Origin of the sequence: Bacteroides mucinivorans, assembly GCF_034654355.2 — a bacterium.
GTDB lineage: Bacteria > Bacteroidota > Bacteroidia > Bacteroidales > Bacteroidaceae > Bacteroides > Bacteroides nordii.
On record NZ_CP178179.1, the window covers coordinates 178,686 to 194,215 of the forward strand.

At 32.7% G+C, this 15,530-nt stretch carries 13 protein-coding genes and 1 pseudogene; 10 read left to right on the forward strand and 4 right to left on the reverse strand.

Annotation, left to right across the window (positions count from 1 at the left end; all coding sequences use genetic code 11):
- Positions 1-23 precede the first annotated feature (23 nt).
- Genes VCM39_RS00565 through VCM39_RS00575 form a run of 3 tightly spaced genes read right to left on the reverse strand, consistent with a single transcriptional unit; the run spans position 24 to position 2,776 of the window.
- Entirely contained in the window at positions 24-488 is a 465-nt protein-coding gene (locus tag VCM39_RS00565; RefSeq protein ID WP_322932351.1) for a hypothetical protein, read from the reverse strand.
- 5 nt (positions 489-493) lie between these two features.
- A complete protein-coding gene (locus tag VCM39_RS00570) occupies positions 494-1,483 on the reverse strand; it encodes an RHS repeat-associated core domain-containing protein (protein ID WP_322932352.1) in 990 nt (329 codons plus the stop codon).
- A gap of 6 nt (positions 1,484-1,489) precedes the next feature.
- On the reverse strand, positions 1,490-2,776 hold the full coding sequence (locus VCM39_RS00575; RefSeq protein ID WP_413544818.1) for a hypothetical protein: 1,287 nt from the start codon (positions 2,774-2,776) through the stop codon (positions 1,490-1,492).
- Between the two features lie 1,015 nt (positions 2,777-3,791).
- Here VCM39_RS00575 and VCM39_RS00580 point away from each other — a divergent pair.
- Positions 3,792-4,898 carry a 6-bladed beta-propeller gene (locus VCM39_RS00580; protein WP_303071738.1) on the forward strand — a complete coding sequence of 369 codons (1,107 nt, stop codon included), beginning with the start codon at positions 3,792-3,794 and terminating at the stop codon, positions 4,896-4,898.
- Positions 4,899-5,974: 1,076 nt separating this feature from the next.
- On the opposite strand, the pseudogene VCM39_RS00585 reads toward VCM39_RS00580, so the two are convergent.
- A pseudogene (locus VCM39_RS00585) lies at positions 5,975-6,073 on the reverse strand (hypothetical protein); the annotation flags it as partial.
- Positions 6,074-6,235: 162 nt separating this feature from the next.
- On the opposite strand from VCM39_RS00585, the gene VCM39_RS00590 reads away from it, so the two are divergent.
- The 9 genes from VCM39_RS00590 to lepB all read left to right on the forward strand — a co-directional run bounded on the left by VCM39_RS00590 (position 6,236) and on the right by lepB (position 15,521).
- Positions 6,236-6,811, forward strand: coding sequence for a hypothetical protein (locus tag VCM39_RS00590; protein ID WP_322932353.1), 576 nt, complete (start codon positions 6,236-6,238; stop codon positions 6,809-6,811).
- The gene (locus VCM39_RS00595; RefSeq protein WP_322932354.1) at positions 6,808-7,137 is read left to right on the forward strand and encodes a hypothetical protein; all 330 of its coding nucleotides are present in this window, start codon (positions 6,808-6,810) and stop codon (positions 7,135-7,137) included. The genes VCM39_RS00590 and VCM39_RS00595 overlap by 4 nt, the downstream gene beginning before the upstream one ends.
- Before the next feature lie 69 nt (positions 7,138-7,206).
- Positions 7,207-8,307 carry a 6-bladed beta-propeller gene (locus tag VCM39_RS00600; protein ID WP_322932355.1) on the forward strand — a complete coding sequence of 367 codons (1,101 nt, stop codon included), beginning with the start codon at positions 7,207-7,209 and terminating at the stop codon, positions 8,305-8,307.
- Between the two features lie 28 nt (positions 8,308-8,335).
- Positions 8,336-9,988 (forward strand): O-antigen ligase family protein, encoded by a 1,653-nt coding sequence (locus VCM39_RS00605; RefSeq protein ID WP_322932356.1) that lies wholly within the window; start codon positions 8,336-8,338, stop codon positions 9,986-9,988.
- A 344-nt stretch (positions 9,989-10,332) separates the two neighbouring features.
- Positions 10,333-12,168, forward strand: a complete 1,836-nt coding sequence (locus VCM39_RS00610; RefSeq protein WP_322932357.1) for an O-antigen ligase family protein — start codon at positions 10,333-10,335, stop codon at positions 12,166-12,168.
- Positions 12,169-12,180: 12 nt separating this feature from the next.
- The gene (locus VCM39_RS00615; RefSeq protein WP_322932358.1) at positions 12,181-12,609 is read left to right on the forward strand and encodes a hypothetical protein; all 429 of its coding nucleotides are present in this window, start codon (positions 12,181-12,183) and stop codon (positions 12,607-12,609) included.
- Between the two features lies 1 nt (position 12,610).
- Positions 12,611-13,783: a 6-bladed beta-propeller gene (locus VCM39_RS00620; protein ID WP_322932359.1), complete on the forward strand. Its 1,173-nt coding sequence runs from the start codon at positions 12,611-12,613 to the stop codon at positions 13,781-13,783.
- Positions 13,780-14,388: a hypothetical protein gene (locus VCM39_RS00625; protein WP_322932360.1), complete on the forward strand. Its 609-nt coding sequence runs from the start codon at positions 13,780-13,782 to the stop codon at positions 14,386-14,388. The genes VCM39_RS00620 and VCM39_RS00625 overlap by 4 nt, the downstream gene beginning before the upstream one ends.
- Positions 14,389-14,807: 419 nt before the next feature.
- Entirely contained in the window at positions 14,808-15,521 is a 714-nt protein-coding gene (lepB, locus tag VCM39_RS00630) for a signal peptidase I (RefSeq protein ID WP_322932361.1), read from the forward strand.
- Positions 15,522-15,530: the final 9 nt, after the last annotated feature.

Below are 15,530 nucleotides of genomic sequence, written 5' to 3' on the forward strand. Positions count from 1 at the left end.
ATTAAAATATATTTAAATCTTTATTATAAGCTCACTTGGTATATACACCCCTCCATTGATAGAGAAATCCCAGCTCTTTCATCATTAGTAAGATTAGTAATCGTAGTTTTTAATTCTTTTTTTCGTTGAACAATAGTAAAATCAATACTTTTGAAAGTAAAACTACCTTCCATAAAGTTAATCCTATAAGTATACTCTTTAGTATCTTTTGACAGAACTGATATATTTCGGGGTTTCTGTTCCGAAATTATTTCCATGCTATCAATAATCAGATCCATATTCATTACAATATCTATGTCTATATCCCAAACATTGGAAAAGACAAAAGTAGATGGAGAGATATGAAAATGAAAGTTTTCATATTGTAATTCTGTTGAAATTATCCAATCTACATCCATTAATAATTTATTGCTTTCGGGAAGAATTCCCCAGGCATAAACTTTACAATCATGTAGATCCAATTCTCTAAAATCTATTTTTTTGTGCATAATATTTATTTTCTAGGTAATTCTTCAGGTGTCGCAGGACGTACATTTTTTCCTTCATGAACATGGGGAGTTGGTACTTCTACTCCTGTTCTAGTTCGATGACTACCTCCCTCTACATCCACTCTTTTAACCTCATCAAAACCTGTTGGATTCTTATCATTCACTTTATAAGTGGCAGTATTGGATATTTTTCCATCAGAACCACGTCTAAAGCTAGAATGATCTCCTGTAGCTTCTGAACTAGGTTTCAAATGGTTACTTCCTCGTCCCCTATTATATCCAGCATCCTGATTTTGCGTTCCATTGGACATTAGAATAACACCAGTAGTTACCGTTGTCGCACCAGCTTGAATCAAAGTTGCTCCTACTCCTGCTACCGGTAGTCCACCAATAGCTAGAGTACCACCGCTACCAGCACTGACTGCAACACCAACTGTTACAGCCGCTCCTCCTAAAACCATCCCGCCGCCTCCTGTCTTTATCATTCCTTCTCCTACTAATATAGATGCATTATCTACTCCTTGTAATGCATTATTATAATCAGAAGGATCATTAGGGGTATAACGATCTCTTAATCCACCACTACCAGGTATAATGTTTGTAACGAGACCGATTCCATAGCCTACAACAACATCCCAACCATCTTGTCCATTAGGATCAATTATTCGTATAGGATTATTATTACAGTATGCATATGGACTTATTGAATAGTACCTTTCTGCATGAGGATCTATTGAAATAAACCGACTAACCGTTTGAACTTCCATTGTGGAATTTAAAGCGTCCGGTTCAATCATTCCAACTATTTTATTCGTCTTTGTATTGAATCTGACAGAACCAATTTCTACAATTTGATCCTTGTCATGAAATTCGTCAAAACGCCCATTACTTAAGGTAGCCATCTTAGGTTCGTAGCCGTAAGTAGCAAAAGGATTTTGCGCATATCCTGTCAGAGATATAAACAGAAGTAACAATAAAGTGGTAATTCGTCTCATACGCATCTATTTTTTGATTTGAATGACTGGTGAAGCTTGATTTTCAGGTAATGTCTTAGCTTTATCCAATTGTTTTAACCAATTATGATACATTTCGGCCGGCATATCCTCATAGCCCAAACTGTCTATTTTTTCATAAGACTGGAGCATACGTTTAAATAAACGATATGCTTGTGGATATTCTGGTAGCCGTTCCTTAGGTGGTCTGCCACAAGCATTGATTACGTAGATTGCCTGTGCAGTACAGATATTTGCCTGTAATTGATAAGCTGTTAAGTCGGAAGGAGCATAGTGTAATACTAAATCACTATTTTCATCTACAAAATGATCATAGTCATAACGTGAAATATAATAGAAAGACAAATCATTGAGCATATGAGCAATCGTTTGTTTGGATGTCAAAGGCTTCAGATAAATACCGGTTTGAATAGCTTTGGATTTGATAAAACCACTGTTCATGTAGAAATCATCCGTAACTACGGCGCCTTGCGTGAGTTCTATGTTATACCATCGGCCTTGTTTATCTTTGAATTTAATAAAAGAGTGACTCGGTGAAAAACACCAGAAAGCTTCCGTACCCATCTCTTCTGCAAGGATCAGAAACAACAAAGGCATCGAGTGACATTGACCGGTATTTTGACTCAGTAATTTCGATATCATATAGTTACCTGCATTATTTTTAGCATTGTAATCATCAAAATCATATTTTATCGGATGATGGACAATTGTCTTCTCAGTACCAGGCTCTTTTATTTCAACAACCTCTGACAGGATGCGAAATACCATCATCAGCTTTGCTAGTTCGTCATTCATATCAAGTTTTTCCTCTTGCATTTTTAATAAACAGATATGTTTCAAATTTTGAATAGCTGTATCAAATTCTTCATATTTCATTTTATTCTGGAAGAAGGCATTTTCTGTGATGAATACGGCGCGCTTTAAGCTCATTGCCTTTTTCCCTTCCAGCATTTCGAGAATTTCTTTACGGGCACTGTGAAAGTATTCCGTACCAGGCGTTTCCGAAAAATTAGGTAGGGGAATTGAATTTGATTTCAGATATTCCCGAAGGATATATTGTTTATTTATTGCAACTCGTTTGCGTTCATTCTCTTCCACTTCACGTATTATAGATTCTTTTTGCTTTTGAATGAAAGTAGAATGGGAAGACGATATTATATTAAGGATATTCGAATGAGGGTTTTGGTATAAATTATCATATCGATTCATCTCAACATGCTGAGGAACTGGTATCACAGGAATTTGACCGGATACTAAATTTACCTGAAATACCATAATTAACACAATACTCCAGCGAATGATTTTATAGAAAGGTACCCTAATCATAGTATCTTTTTAAAAGGATTTCTCAAAGGTAATATTTTTTATTGGATTGTTTATGCTGCTTAGTTTCTTTTTGTTTTATAAATAAAAAACTGTTTAACCATACCTGCAAAATGAATTCCGAAGTTTTTGCGATAGGTATTAATTTTAGGTATTCGTATTGCTATAAACATTGAAAATGCAAGTGTTTTGATAGAATATCTATTTCTTCTAAACATATACTTTCTTATACGTAATCATAACGTACTTTCTCTCTATAGATCGTTTGCTTTCTTCATCTATTATCTACAAAGATGAGAGTTGAAAACATCCCCATGTTGTGCTCTGAAACATGGGGATGTTCTTGAGTGGAACACCCGGATGTTTTTATTGATAACATCCGGATGTTTTATAATCAGAAATCAAGTGGTAATCACACAATATATTATGTTTCAATTATTTAATTCTAATATACTTTATTGTTGCAAATATATACATTTCAACAGTGTTCTTTTTCTATTTACAAAGGACAAGAATCCTTCATTTTTATTATAGAAGTTTTAGATGAGAATCTTTTGAAAAGCGTTAGTCGATCTCTTTCACGGATTACGGTGTAGATCGTTTAAAAGCTATATCAGTATATATATTATAACAAGACAGCATTTCAATTAGATAATCATTAAATCAGATTAAGAGGTTGGAGTTATCATTTTATTGTGAGAAAAATATTGGATAATTTAATAGAAGGTGTGAACTGTTTGAATTAATTCGGATAAAACTGTTGTAGTTTATGCTTTCTTACAGAAACAGACAGTTTTGGCACTGTTGTATACATCTTTTGAATATACTTTATGTTTCTTTGTAGCATCAACTCTTTTGGGAGAGAGTAGACTTATTAATATTGGTTGTGCGAATTATTTTGCTCTATATTGTGATTAAGAGGGTGCTTTAAAAAGTATTTTCTTAATCATTAAAAAATAAATAAAATATGAGAATTCTGATCAAGGTTGTTATAGTAATACTGGGTGTGATGGTATCTGTATCCTGTAAGGATAGAAATAATGAGAAAGATATTTTTCCTGTTGTTGAGGTGGATTTATTTAATCCAGTTGAAGAAGTGCCGGTATCGTCATTTATTGACACTTTAATTTCGGTTAGATTAGAGTTGCCAAAACCTTTGTTTTTTGGTGTTACTGCAGATGTTTTGTTTGCCGATACAAATATCTATGTTCATGATAGTAAACAAGAAATAATATTCCGTTTTAATAGTCAAGGAAATTTTCTAAATATGATAGGAAAACTTGGAAATGGGCCGGGAGAATTTTCTTCGTGTAGTTCTTGTTTCTTGAATGGAGATACTGTGTTTGTAAGTGATCTTGATACTCGGAGGATATTTAGTTATACTCAGGAGGGAAATTTTATAAATGTGATTTCATTTCCGTTTAGCTTTGTATATGAGGATATTGTATATTTGCCGAATGGGGAGTTTTTATGTCATCGGTTAGCGCCTGCAAAAAATAACCGTGGAATTTGGATTATGAATAAAAAAGGTGAAAAGTCAGAGGTAGTGTATGCAAATGAAGATGTTTATCCTTATATTCATAGTAGTTGGAACACCTTATCTATACTTGGAGGCGGACTAATTGGTATCTACGAACCTCCTACCGGAAACTATTACTCTTTTAATACGAAAGATCATTCATTAAAAAAAGTGATACAGTTGAGAGCAAATGCGAAAATGCTGGGTGATTTTAAAGGTATTGATAGTACGATTGGTCTCAAAGAAGAGTATTCAAACTGTTCTATAATACTTAATACTGACAATTATATTTTCTCGTTGTGGGTTTTGCCCGGTTACACTTCCGGAGTATTTTCTCTATATTCTAAAGAGGCAAAAAAGATGACAATCTTTAAGAAACCTTTAGTGGATTTTCCCGGTTATTTTTCTTTAGGAACGATGAAGTCTTCTAATCTACCTAATACATTAGTAACCATATTGACGGATGAATATCAATTTGATGATTGTCCGAAGCAATACAAGAATCTGGAGTTTAATGAGCGGGTTATGATTGTCAACAAATGGGTGTTTAAGTAATTCTATTCTATTTTTATCACTTATTGTGAAAATTCGCGATATTATGTTACCCAGTTTTGCTTAAAAAATAAGATATATAAACTTTTTTATCAATATCCTGTCGTTTGTAACCGATTTAAAGAAGTTGATATTGCAGCTCCCAAAATATTAGATGAGTCGTTTGCATATTCTATTGTTTCTTCGGAGGCTTTAGATCGATTTATAAATCCGGATTTATTAGATGAAGACAACAAGAAAAGATATGATTCTGTAAATCAGGATAGTAATCCGATTATCATTCGATATACATTCAAAAAGTAGAGCCTGATTTAGGCTTTATTCAATTATCCATTACTGATGATCTAAACTATATTTATTGAAAGATTATTTTAAGGGTGTTTATATCTCTATCCGGTTTCCTTTTTCGTTACAACAAGGCGAGGCTGTTTTCTTCACCCTTTATACCTGTTGTTAAATATGCAAACTTTCATTTCGTTTCTCTACGAAGATCGCCTCGATGCTCTACGAGAAACGACCCGATCTCCGTAGAGAAACGACTCGATCTTCGTAGAGAAAAAATAGATTTTGTAATACATTGATTATTAGCGTGCTGGTTAAGGGCGCGTATGTAGCATATTTTCAATCTATAAGACTCTCCTTTACCTCTCCTTTCGCCCTATTTGTATTTCTGAAATAACTACAATTTCTGGATTCTGCTAAATGCAATCCCTATCATATCGTTATTGCTGAGCTACCGAACTGTAAATAGCATACAATGGTTTGTTAGCGATATTATTTAGTACTACAAAAAATGTAGCTTTTGTATCTCGTATTTTTTCGATAAAATATTAGATAACATCATGGAAAGTGATATTTATTGAAATTTATTCAGACAAAACTGTATTCATTTATGTTTTCTTGTATAAACAGACAGTTTTGGCGCTATTGCGTACATATTTTAAATACTTTTCACCTACGTTTGTAACGTAAAAATTCCTTTGTGCGTACAATTCTAATTAAATATCTAAGTTATGAGGGATGCTTTTTATTATAGGTTTATTACTGTTTTTAATCATAAAAATGGAATTTCATAAAATCTATTGTTTTGATTTGTCGAAAAAAAATGTAACTAAAGTTTGTCTGCTAAGTAAAGGATATGAGAGAATATATTGGTATTGTGAATTTGGCTGTACGTAGAGTTGATATAGTTATATTTAACTGTATGAGTGTGAAATGAATGAGTATTAATTTTTCTTTAGTCAGGGGAGGGGCTTCAATTATGCAAACTTAAACGATGTGTTAAATGAGAGAAATGAAAGTTCTTATATATGGCGTTTTTCTGTTTTTTATGGGACAATATGAATATAATTAGTTTAAAGAAAAGATTGGGTGTGATCGTTTTTACACTCGGATTATTGGTCTGCTTTTTGTTTTTTAGTCTTGGTGGAGAGACTAAAGCTGATAAATATGTGAAACGATGGTATGGAAAAACATTTGTTTTTCCGGATAGTATGATTTTTCGTAAATATGGAAAAGATATTGTGAATTATAAATTTCAGAATTCTCAATATAAAATATTAGCTCTTGTTGATTCTTCAGCATGTATTGGTTGTCAACTTAGAATTGATGATTGGCAACGTTTTATAGCGGATGTTGATTCTTCTACTTGCGAAACCATATCTTTATTGTTTATTATGAGTCCAATATCTGTTAGAGAAGTATATACGGTCCTTAGAAGTTCTAATTTCGTGACTCCTGTGTGTATCGATAATAGTTTAGAAATAAGGAGTTTGAATGATGTTCCTCCAAAAACATCCCATGTGTTTTTACTTGATAAAAAGAATAAAATTATATGTGTTGGCGATCCGATTTCTAATAGAAAAGTGCGTGATATATATAGGAGGATTATTAATTGTAAAAAAGTAAAAAAATGAAAATTGCATTTTATTCCTTAATAGTATTATTTATTGCTGGATATACATATCAGAAAGATCAAAAGATGTCAGAGTTGTTGTTGGAAAATATAGAAGCGTTCTCTGATCCGGAACATACGGATGGACCTACTGATCCGGAGAATGTAGATAAACCTACTAATCCGGAAATGGGGCATGATCATATGGATGAAACTTTAGTTCCATATCGTAGATTGAGTTCTAAAAAAGTGTATATAGGCGGTTACATGTATCCAACGGAAGTTCCTTGTTGTATAGATGATGAAAGTAAATATAGTGGATGCGCTAAAGGGTTATCTGATTGTTAATATCATTTATTGACGTTAGGAGAATATTTTAGTTATATTCTCCTAACTATTGTAAAAACATAAAAGAATATGATGCGTTTGATTGGACTTTTTATAATGTTTTCTATCTTAATTTTTTTTTCATGTGATAAAAAATGTAAGTATGAAAAAGATGTATCTATTATTGAAATAGATTTTTCTAATCCTAAAGAAGATGTTCCTATGTCATCATTTATTGATACAGTAATTTCTATTAGATTAGAGTTGCCAAAAACATTCTTCTTCGGTGTTACTTCTCAGGTATTATTTGCCGATACAAACATTTATGTTGTTGATAGAAAACAAGAGAAAATTTTTCGTTTTAATAATAGCGGACGATTTTTAAATATAGTGGGAAATATGGGAAACGGCCCAGGGGAATTTATTTCTATTAAATCTTGCTTTTTAGGAGGTGATACTATTTTTGTTAGCGATCTTGGTACACGTAGAATTTTGAGTTATACTTCGGAAGGAAACTTTATAAATGTCATTCCCTTTTCATTTAGTTTAGTATACGATAATATTGCGTACTTGCCAAGCGGTGGCTTTTTGTGTCACCGAATAGAGACTTCAAAAAATAATCGGGGAATATGGATTATGAATGAGAAAGGGGAAAAGGCCGAGGTGCTATATGCAAATGAGGAGATATATCCATATTGTAATTCTGATTGGAACACTTTGTCTGTGATGGAAGATGGTTCAATTGGAATTTATGAGCCACCTACTGGTTCTTATTATTCTTTTGATGTACATAAGCATACGCTTGATAAAGTATTTCAGCAAAGATCTACAATGAAGATGTTGGGTGATTTTAAAGGTATTGATCAGATTTTTAATGTAAAAGAAGAGTATGATTATTCTATAGTAACACTTAATGCAAGTAATTATATATTTTCATTGTGGGCGCTCTCTAATCATACTGGAGTTTTTTCTTTGTATCTAAAAAAGACAAAGGAAATAAGTGTATTTAAGAAACCTCTGATAGATTTTCCCGGTTATATTTCTTTAGGAACTCCAATGTCTTCCAATCTACCTAACACATTGGTAACAATACTCACAGATGAATATCAATTTGATGATTGTCCAATGCAATACAAAAATATGGACTTTAATGAGCAAGTTATGATTGTCAATAAATGGGTGTTTAAGTGATCATAATCTATTTTTCCTAATAGTAAACATGGTCTACAAAGATAAATTTATGCAATGGAATAATTTAGTTAGTGTTGCCTTACTGTCAATTTCGACGTTTTCTTTATTAATGGTCGGATGTTTGTCATTTTCAGGAATCCCTGTGGGTGAGATGTCTGGTCAGTGGATGTGGTTGGGAGGAGCGGGGATTCTATTTATGATAGGTGCATTGTTTGCGAAATTATTTTTTAGTGGAAATAATTTGGGAATGGTTTTCTATTGTATAATAAAATGGGAACTCATTCTGTTGGGAGGAATCGAAGCTGTTTGGGGAATATGTCAAATATTGGGGGTCACTTTTTCAAATCATTATTTATACTCTATTACAGGTACTTTTTATAATCCGGGTCCCTATTCTGGTTATTTAGCCATGGTATTTCCTGTTTGTTTGAACGAATATTTATACTTCAGATCAGTAAAAGAAAAAAAATGGGTAGATAATGCTTGCTTCTATTTCTCATTGGTTGTTTTGTTGCTGATCCTTTGTGTTCTTCCTGCAGGAATGAGCCGTTCTGCATGGATGGCAGTGATTGTTGCCGGAGGGTGGATATTGTCTATTCATTATTTATGGGTGGATAGATGTAAGCAAGTATGGTTGTTGAATAAAAGAAAGTTTTATAAAATGGCATTTCTTGCAGCAATCTGCTTTTGTATTATTATAGTTGCTTGTTTTCTCTTGAAGAAAAATTCTGCAAATGGGAGGTTTTTCATGTGGAAAATAAGCAGCCTTGCTATTTTAGAGCAACCCTTAACGGGCTATGGGTATAATAGTTTTGCCAGAACTTATGGTATTACGCAAGAAAAATATTTTGCCCAAGGAATGTATGCTGATTGGGAAGAATTAGTGGCTGGAAATCCTAAATATGCTTTTAATGAATATATACAGGTTGCGTTGGAAGGTGGTATACCTTTTTTGATAGGTATATTGTCGCTATTGGCTTATTGTTTTTATAGTGGTTGGACGAAAAAAAGAATAGGTATTTGTGGAAGTCTTATTTCATTAATGGTTTTCGCTTTTTCCTCATATCCGATGCAATTTCCTGTTTTTGTAATAACTTTAATTATCTTATTGGTCTCCTGCGTTTTAGATAATTCTTGGAAAGGTTGGAGTCTTTTTGCTGTGTTTATAGGACTTTTAGGAGGATATTGGTTGAACACAAATACATATAAAGAATCTATAAGGTGGGAAGATGCTAAAGCTCGATATGATGTTGGAGCATACTCTGCAGCAAAAGAGGATTATGAGAAGTTATATCCGGTTTTGAGAAAGAAAGCTCTCTTCTTGTTTGAGTATGGACTTTGTTTACATAAATTGGAAGAATATAAATACTCAAATGAAATATTGCAGGAGGCTTCTTTGTATAGTTGTGATCCTGCCATTTTGAATGTAATAGGAAAGAACTACCGGCAAATGAGAGATTACGAAAATGCTGAGAAATATTTTATGCGTTCTATTAATTTGTTACCGGGACGTATATATCCCTATTATTTGTTAGCGAAACTTTATTTGTCTCCGTCTTTCTTTAAAAAGGAAGAGGCTATGAAAATGGTTGATATCGTTTTGAATAAATCTCCTAAAGTACCCTCTAAGGCTGTTGAGGAAATGCGCACAGACATAAAAACGATAATAGGAAATAAATGAAAATGTTATTGAAACGTATATTTAGAAAAGGATTTCTAATTCGCGAAAATCTGCATTCATTTGTGTTTCAATAAATTCGTATTTATATAGTATACTAATTTAGAATCAGTACTTATAACAAAAAAGTGTTTCCTTTCTATATCACATTTTTAGACAAAATGTTGAATAATATCACGAAAAGCAATATTTACTGAAATTGATTTGGACAAAACTGTCTCCGTCTATGTTTTCTTGTATATTCAGACAGTTTTGGCACTGTTGTATACATGTTTTCAATACTTTTCATCTTTCTTTGTAACGTTAGAACTCCTTTGTGAGTATAGTTTTATTAAAAAATCGAAGCTATGAAAACTATTTTTGATTATAAGGTTAGTGAAGTGCTTTCTCATAATAATTTACATTTAAAATATGTTGCATTCATGTTTTTGATTGTCTTGGTTTTTTGTGCTACATTGTGTAGTACATTCTTCCCATTTAAAATGAATGACAACTATTTTCAGCTCTTACCTTTGTCGCTAAGTATTGGTTTAGTTTCTGCCATTTCGCTATTTTTATCTATTATAGGTAAAAGTTATTTTCGGTTTTCTAAAATTGATGCTCTACTTGTTATAATAGTTGCTTATTATGCTGCCCGTTATGATTATCAACTTCAACTGGCTAACTGGAAGATAATTTATGCTTTCTTATTATTACTATTATGGTTTGCTACACGAATCATATTCTCGAGTTCTTTAAATCTAAAGTCTTGCTTTATTTTTAGCCTTATTGGAGTAGGAGCTTTGTTTGCTATTTGGGGATTACTCCAACTTTATGGTTGTCAGAAATCTAATCACGCTCTGTTTTCTATAACAGGTCCTTTTTATAACCCGGGACCTTATTCCGGTTATATTGCTATGATTATTCCTTTATGCCTTGATCGTTTATTGCTGTCTAAAGGTTTTCCTCGTTATTTTTGCTATTTAGCTCTCTTTTTGATGTTGAGTATTATTCCGGCTGGAATGAGTCGCTCGGCATGGTTGGCAGTATTTGTAAGTTGTTTGTGGCTATTGGCGGTACGTTTAAATTGGATCAATGCGCTAAAGCAATATGCAAGAAAGCATCCTTATATGCTGGCATTATATTCTTTGTTAGCTTTGGGAATTCTATTATTTAGCTTTTTTCTGTTATTTCAGATAAAATCAGCTTCGGCTTCAGGGCGTATCTTTATTTGGAAGACTACTATTACTGCTATTCTGGAACGGCCGATATTAGGGTATGGACCTGGTAGTTTTCCTTCCGTATATGGTCGGGCACAATCCACTTACTTTGCTTCCGGTAATTATACAGAATTAGAAGAGTATGTAGCGGGCTCTCCTGAGTATGCTTTTAATGAGTGTTTGCAAATGGGTATAGAAGGGGGAGTACTATTGTTGATACTTTTTCTTATATTTTTTATTTTGATTTTGAGGAAAGGGATATGTGTAAAAGAGTGTGGCATTTGTGGCGCTTTATTATCTTTATTTGTGTTTTCGCTATCATCTTATCCTTTTCAGATCTTATCTTTTGGCGTAGTTGACATTTTTTTTTATGCTATTTGTACTTCCGTTTATATGACGAAGCGAGTACCATATGAGATGGCTTGGCCTAAGTTATTTTTTCTTTCGTTTAGTATTTTGTTAGGTAGTGTTAGTATATCCTATTCGCTACGTGATTTGAAGAATTTGAATGAACGATGGTATTATACTGGTATTTTACGTGCAAACGGGACCTTAGATGCAGCAAGAATAGGATATAGTAGACTTTATGGAGAATTGAATCATAATTCAAAGTTTCTTTTGGATTATGCTAAATGTCTTACTTCTCAACAGAAAAAGAGCGATGCTAATAAGATATTGGATCGGGCATTATTGATTTGTAATGATCCAATGTTACATAATATTCGAGGTTGTAACTTTCAAGATATGGGCGATTTTTTAGAGGCAGAGAATAGTTTTAATTTGTCTGTTAATGTGTTACCTGGACGTATTTATCCTTATTATTTGTTGGCTAAGCTCTATATGAAGTTGGATTTTCTTGATAAAGAAAAAGCTGGCAATATGGCTTCTATAGTATTGACAAAGACTCCTAAAGTATATTCTAAATCAATAGATGAGATGCGTTTAGAAATGAAAGCATTATTGGATACACTTATTATTAACTAAATATTAAATTTTATGAAACGGAAAGTGAAAAGTTGTATTTTATTGGCTACACTATTTACTGTAGCAATTGTGAATGTGAAAATAGTATTGGATACAAATCATTCTTATGATTTGTCAATGGCTTCTATTAGAACTCTTAGTAATGATGAAGGCGGGGATGGTAATGCTGGAGATAATAACCCGGAGAATAGTAATCCGGAAGATAATAATCCAGAAAGTAATAATGAAGGTTCAGGAAGATTCTTTTATAAGCATCTATTGGGGCAACCTAAAAAATGTACCTTGTATCGTAATGAACATGTAAATGGAACTGTAACGATTTCAGAGAATTCACTTGGGGGCGTTGCAGGCTGGGAGTCAACTCGAATTACTGGTTTAGTTGAAATTTGTCCTAATAAAGGTGGTGGATGTACTGCGTATAGTTGTCAACAAACGAATTAGTATGAAACATATATTTCTTTTTTTTGTGCTTTTTCTTATGGGTTGTACGGAAAGTCGTAATAAATATGATGAAAACAGCTTAACGGCAATTAAGGTAGATTGGGATAAGGTAATTGATGAATTTGATTATTCCTCAATGGTGGAAGATAGTGTTCTGATGATACCTTTGGAAACTCATGCGAATTGTTTGATTGGTGAAGTAACTAAATTAATTTATCAAGATAGCATAATTTATATTGCTGATAATCTGAGTAAAAGTGTTTTTGTTTTTGACATAACTGGTAAGTTGGCGACAAAAATTAACTCTCCAGGTAATGGTCCTGGAGAGTATGTAAATATAACTAGTTTTGCTGTACATGATCAAGATATTGTGATATTTGATCACATGATGAATCGTCTTTTCTTCTACAATGCTACTTCGGGAGAGTTTGTACGTGATAAAGACATATCACCTATTTGGGGAGTAGATATGTTTGAAATGGGAAATAAACTTTATTTGGTAAATAACGACAGTTCTTCTGAAAGTGGTTATTTTCATTTATTTTCAATTGACCTGGCAAACTCAGATGAATATGATATGTATCTTCCTTTTGAAAAAGTACAAGATAATCAAGGATGGGCTGTTGATGCCTACTATACTCAACTGGAAGATGAGGCTCTTATTTACTATTGGCCTTATAATACTCTTTATACTGTAAAAAATGAAGATGCATATCCTTCATATTGGATTGATTTTGGTAAAAAAAATCTTCCTGAAGGATTGATTGGTAGAGATGGAAGAAAAGCTTTGCAAGCGGCTATTCGAGAGAATTATGTAACGGGAATTGAAAGAGTATATCAGTCAAAAGCTTATCTCTTTTTATTATATGCAGATTCAGAAAATGATTATACTACTATTTACGATAAAAAATTAGGTAATATACGAACTGCTAAGAAGGTCGTTAATAAAAAAATGGGAAATCTTCTTTTACAGTCGTCAAGAAATGGCTACATCATTCAAGACGAAAAAATTATTCAGTGTTATTCGGCTGACTATGCTTCATATTTTAAGGAGGAGCAATTTAATGATGTTAGTTTTTATTCGGAAGATCTTCGACAACGTTTTAAAAATTGGTGTAATTGGAAAACAGAAGAAATGAATCCAATTATCTTTATTCAAAATTTGAAACAATGAGAGAAAAAATAATAGGTTTATTAATATTGATATGTCTTTTGGGGACATATCAATATTATAGACAAATGCGAAAGCAATGTGAACTTCAAAAAATGATCAAGGAACTTCAGCAGTATTATGATTCAGAAAAAAGTGCTAAGGATTTTGCTCTTTCTGTTCTGAAAGAGGATATGAAATTGTGCTTTCAAAATGAAGGGCTTATTTTAGATTCTGAGATTTTACTTGTTGAGAATGAAAGTAAAGAGTATATTTTGAGCGATATTGTGAAAGAGAAGACATTGGTTATAAGATTTTCTCAATTGAATTGTCAAGCTTGCATTGAGGCTATAAAACCTTTACTAAAAAAAGTAAATATTAAACAAGTTGTTTTTTTAGTCACCTATACGAACAAAAAATTCTTGAAGGAATTTAAAAAAGAAATAGATCAGGAGGATTGGAGATTCTTTCAGGTCAATTCGTTGTATGTTCCTGTGGAAGATTTGAATAGTCCTTATTTCTTTGTTTTAGATGAAAAAATGAGTTTGAATTATGTATTTATTCCACATAAAGAAATGTTGGATCAGATAGAGAGGTATTTTGAAATTGTAGAACAGCATTTGTGTTGAACTATTTTTTTGTGTTGTAATATCGGGAATATTCTTTGAGGTATGATAATTATATAGACTTATTATCTTACATCAGCTGTAAATTGAACTTATTGCAGTGGGATAAATTTATGAAACAGATAGAAAAAGAAACAAACAAGTCGATGGGGTATGTTTTATATTGTAATGTAGCTAATATTAACCCTATATTAGGGTGTAACGAATTTCATTATCCAGTTTGCATTGATGAAAATGATTCTTTAAATATTCTGAATGATTTTTCTTCTAAACATTTTAAGTGTATTAATAAGTCCATACTGCTACATTATAATGTAAAAGATACACCGTAAAACTAGGGATAAAAGGAGAGGCTATCTAAATAAATTTACCGTTTGCTATTTTAATATGTAATAGAGAAAGTATAGGAGTGATTAAAGAATATGAAACTAATGCTAAAAAAATGTATGTATGTATCCGGAATACTTTTTTTGCTTTTTCAGGGATATGTATGGGTACGGCTCTATTGGTTCGCCTCCTGTGTCATTCCTACTTATTCTATGTCTCCAACACTGATTGAGGGAGATTACATTGTTGCTAATCTTCAGATTCCCGGGCGTAGAGTTTTGAAAGAAAATGCCAACGGCAATTTAACAGTCTGTCGTAAGGAAGGGGTTCGGGCGGTGGCAAAGGGAGATGTCGTTGTTTTCAACTTTCCTTATTCTGAAGATAAGAAGAAAATGATACTAAGTATGAAGCTTTTTTATTGTAAGCGTTGTGTGGGTATACCCGGAGAGACTTATCGTTGGCAATGGGATAAGAAAGAAAATAGTGTATATATACCCGGAAAAGGCGATTGTATAAAAATTGATTCTACAAATTATCATCAATATTATAAGTGTATCGAATATGAAACGACCCGACAAATGAAGTTGGAGAAAGGGAAGGTGTATCTTTCTGATTCATTATTAACAAGTTACTCTTTTCAACACGATTACTATTTTATGCAAGGAGATCATACGGGAGATTCGTATGATTCCCGTTTCTGGGGAATACTGCCCGATGATTTTATTTTGGGAGTCGGACAGTTTATCTGGTTCTCGAAAGATAGGAAAGCCGACACGGTGCGTTGGGAGAGGATTTTTACAAAGTTATAACAAGATATC

Excerpts from the sequence above, each read along its gene's own strand:
- VCM39_RS00565 (WP_322932351.1), bottom strand. The coding sequence starts at position 488 with ATGCACAAAAAAATAGATTTTAGAGAATTGGATCTACATGATTGTAAA.
- VCM39_RS00570 (WP_322932352.1), bottom strand. The coding sequence starts at position 1,483 with ATGAGACGAATTACCACTTTATTGTTACTTCTGTTTATATCTCTGACA.
- VCM39_RS00575 (WP_413544818.1), bottom strand. The coding sequence starts at position 2,776 with ATGGTATTTCAGGTAAATTTAGTATCCGGTCAAATTCCTGTGATACCA.
- VCM39_RS00580 (WP_303071738.1), top strand. The coding sequence starts at position 3,792 with ATGAGAATTCTGATCAAGGTTGTTATAGTAATACTGGGTGTGATGGTA.
- VCM39_RS00590 (WP_322932353.1), top strand. The coding sequence starts at position 6,236 with ATGAATATAATTAGTTTAAAGAAAAGATTGGGTGTGATCGTTTTTACA.
- VCM39_RS00595 (WP_322932354.1), top strand. The coding sequence starts at position 6,808 with ATGAAAATTGCATTTTATTCCTTAATAGTATTATTTATTGCTGGATAT.
- VCM39_RS00600 (WP_322932355.1), top strand. The coding sequence starts at position 7,207 with ATGATGCGTTTGATTGGACTTTTTATAATGTTTTCTATCTTAATTTTT.
- VCM39_RS00605 (WP_322932356.1), top strand. The coding sequence starts at position 8,336 with ATGGTCTACAAAGATAAATTTATGCAATGGAATAATTTAGTTAGTGTT.
- VCM39_RS00610 (WP_322932357.1), top strand. The coding sequence starts at position 10,333 with ATGAAAACTATTTTTGATTATAAGGTTAGTGAAGTGCTTTCTCATAAT.
- VCM39_RS00615 (WP_322932358.1), top strand. The coding sequence starts at position 12,181 with ATGAAACGGAAAGTGAAAAGTTGTATTTTATTGGCTACACTATTTACT.
- VCM39_RS00620 (WP_322932359.1), top strand. The coding sequence starts at position 12,611 with ATGAAACATATATTTCTTTTTTTTGTGCTTTTTCTTATGGGTTGTACG.
- VCM39_RS00625 (WP_322932360.1), top strand. The coding sequence starts at position 13,780 with ATGAGAGAAAAAATAATAGGTTTATTAATATTGATATGTCTTTTGGGG.
- lepB (WP_322932361.1), top strand. The coding sequence starts at position 14,808 with ATGAAACTAATGCTAAAAAAATGTATGTATGTATCCGGAATACTTTTT.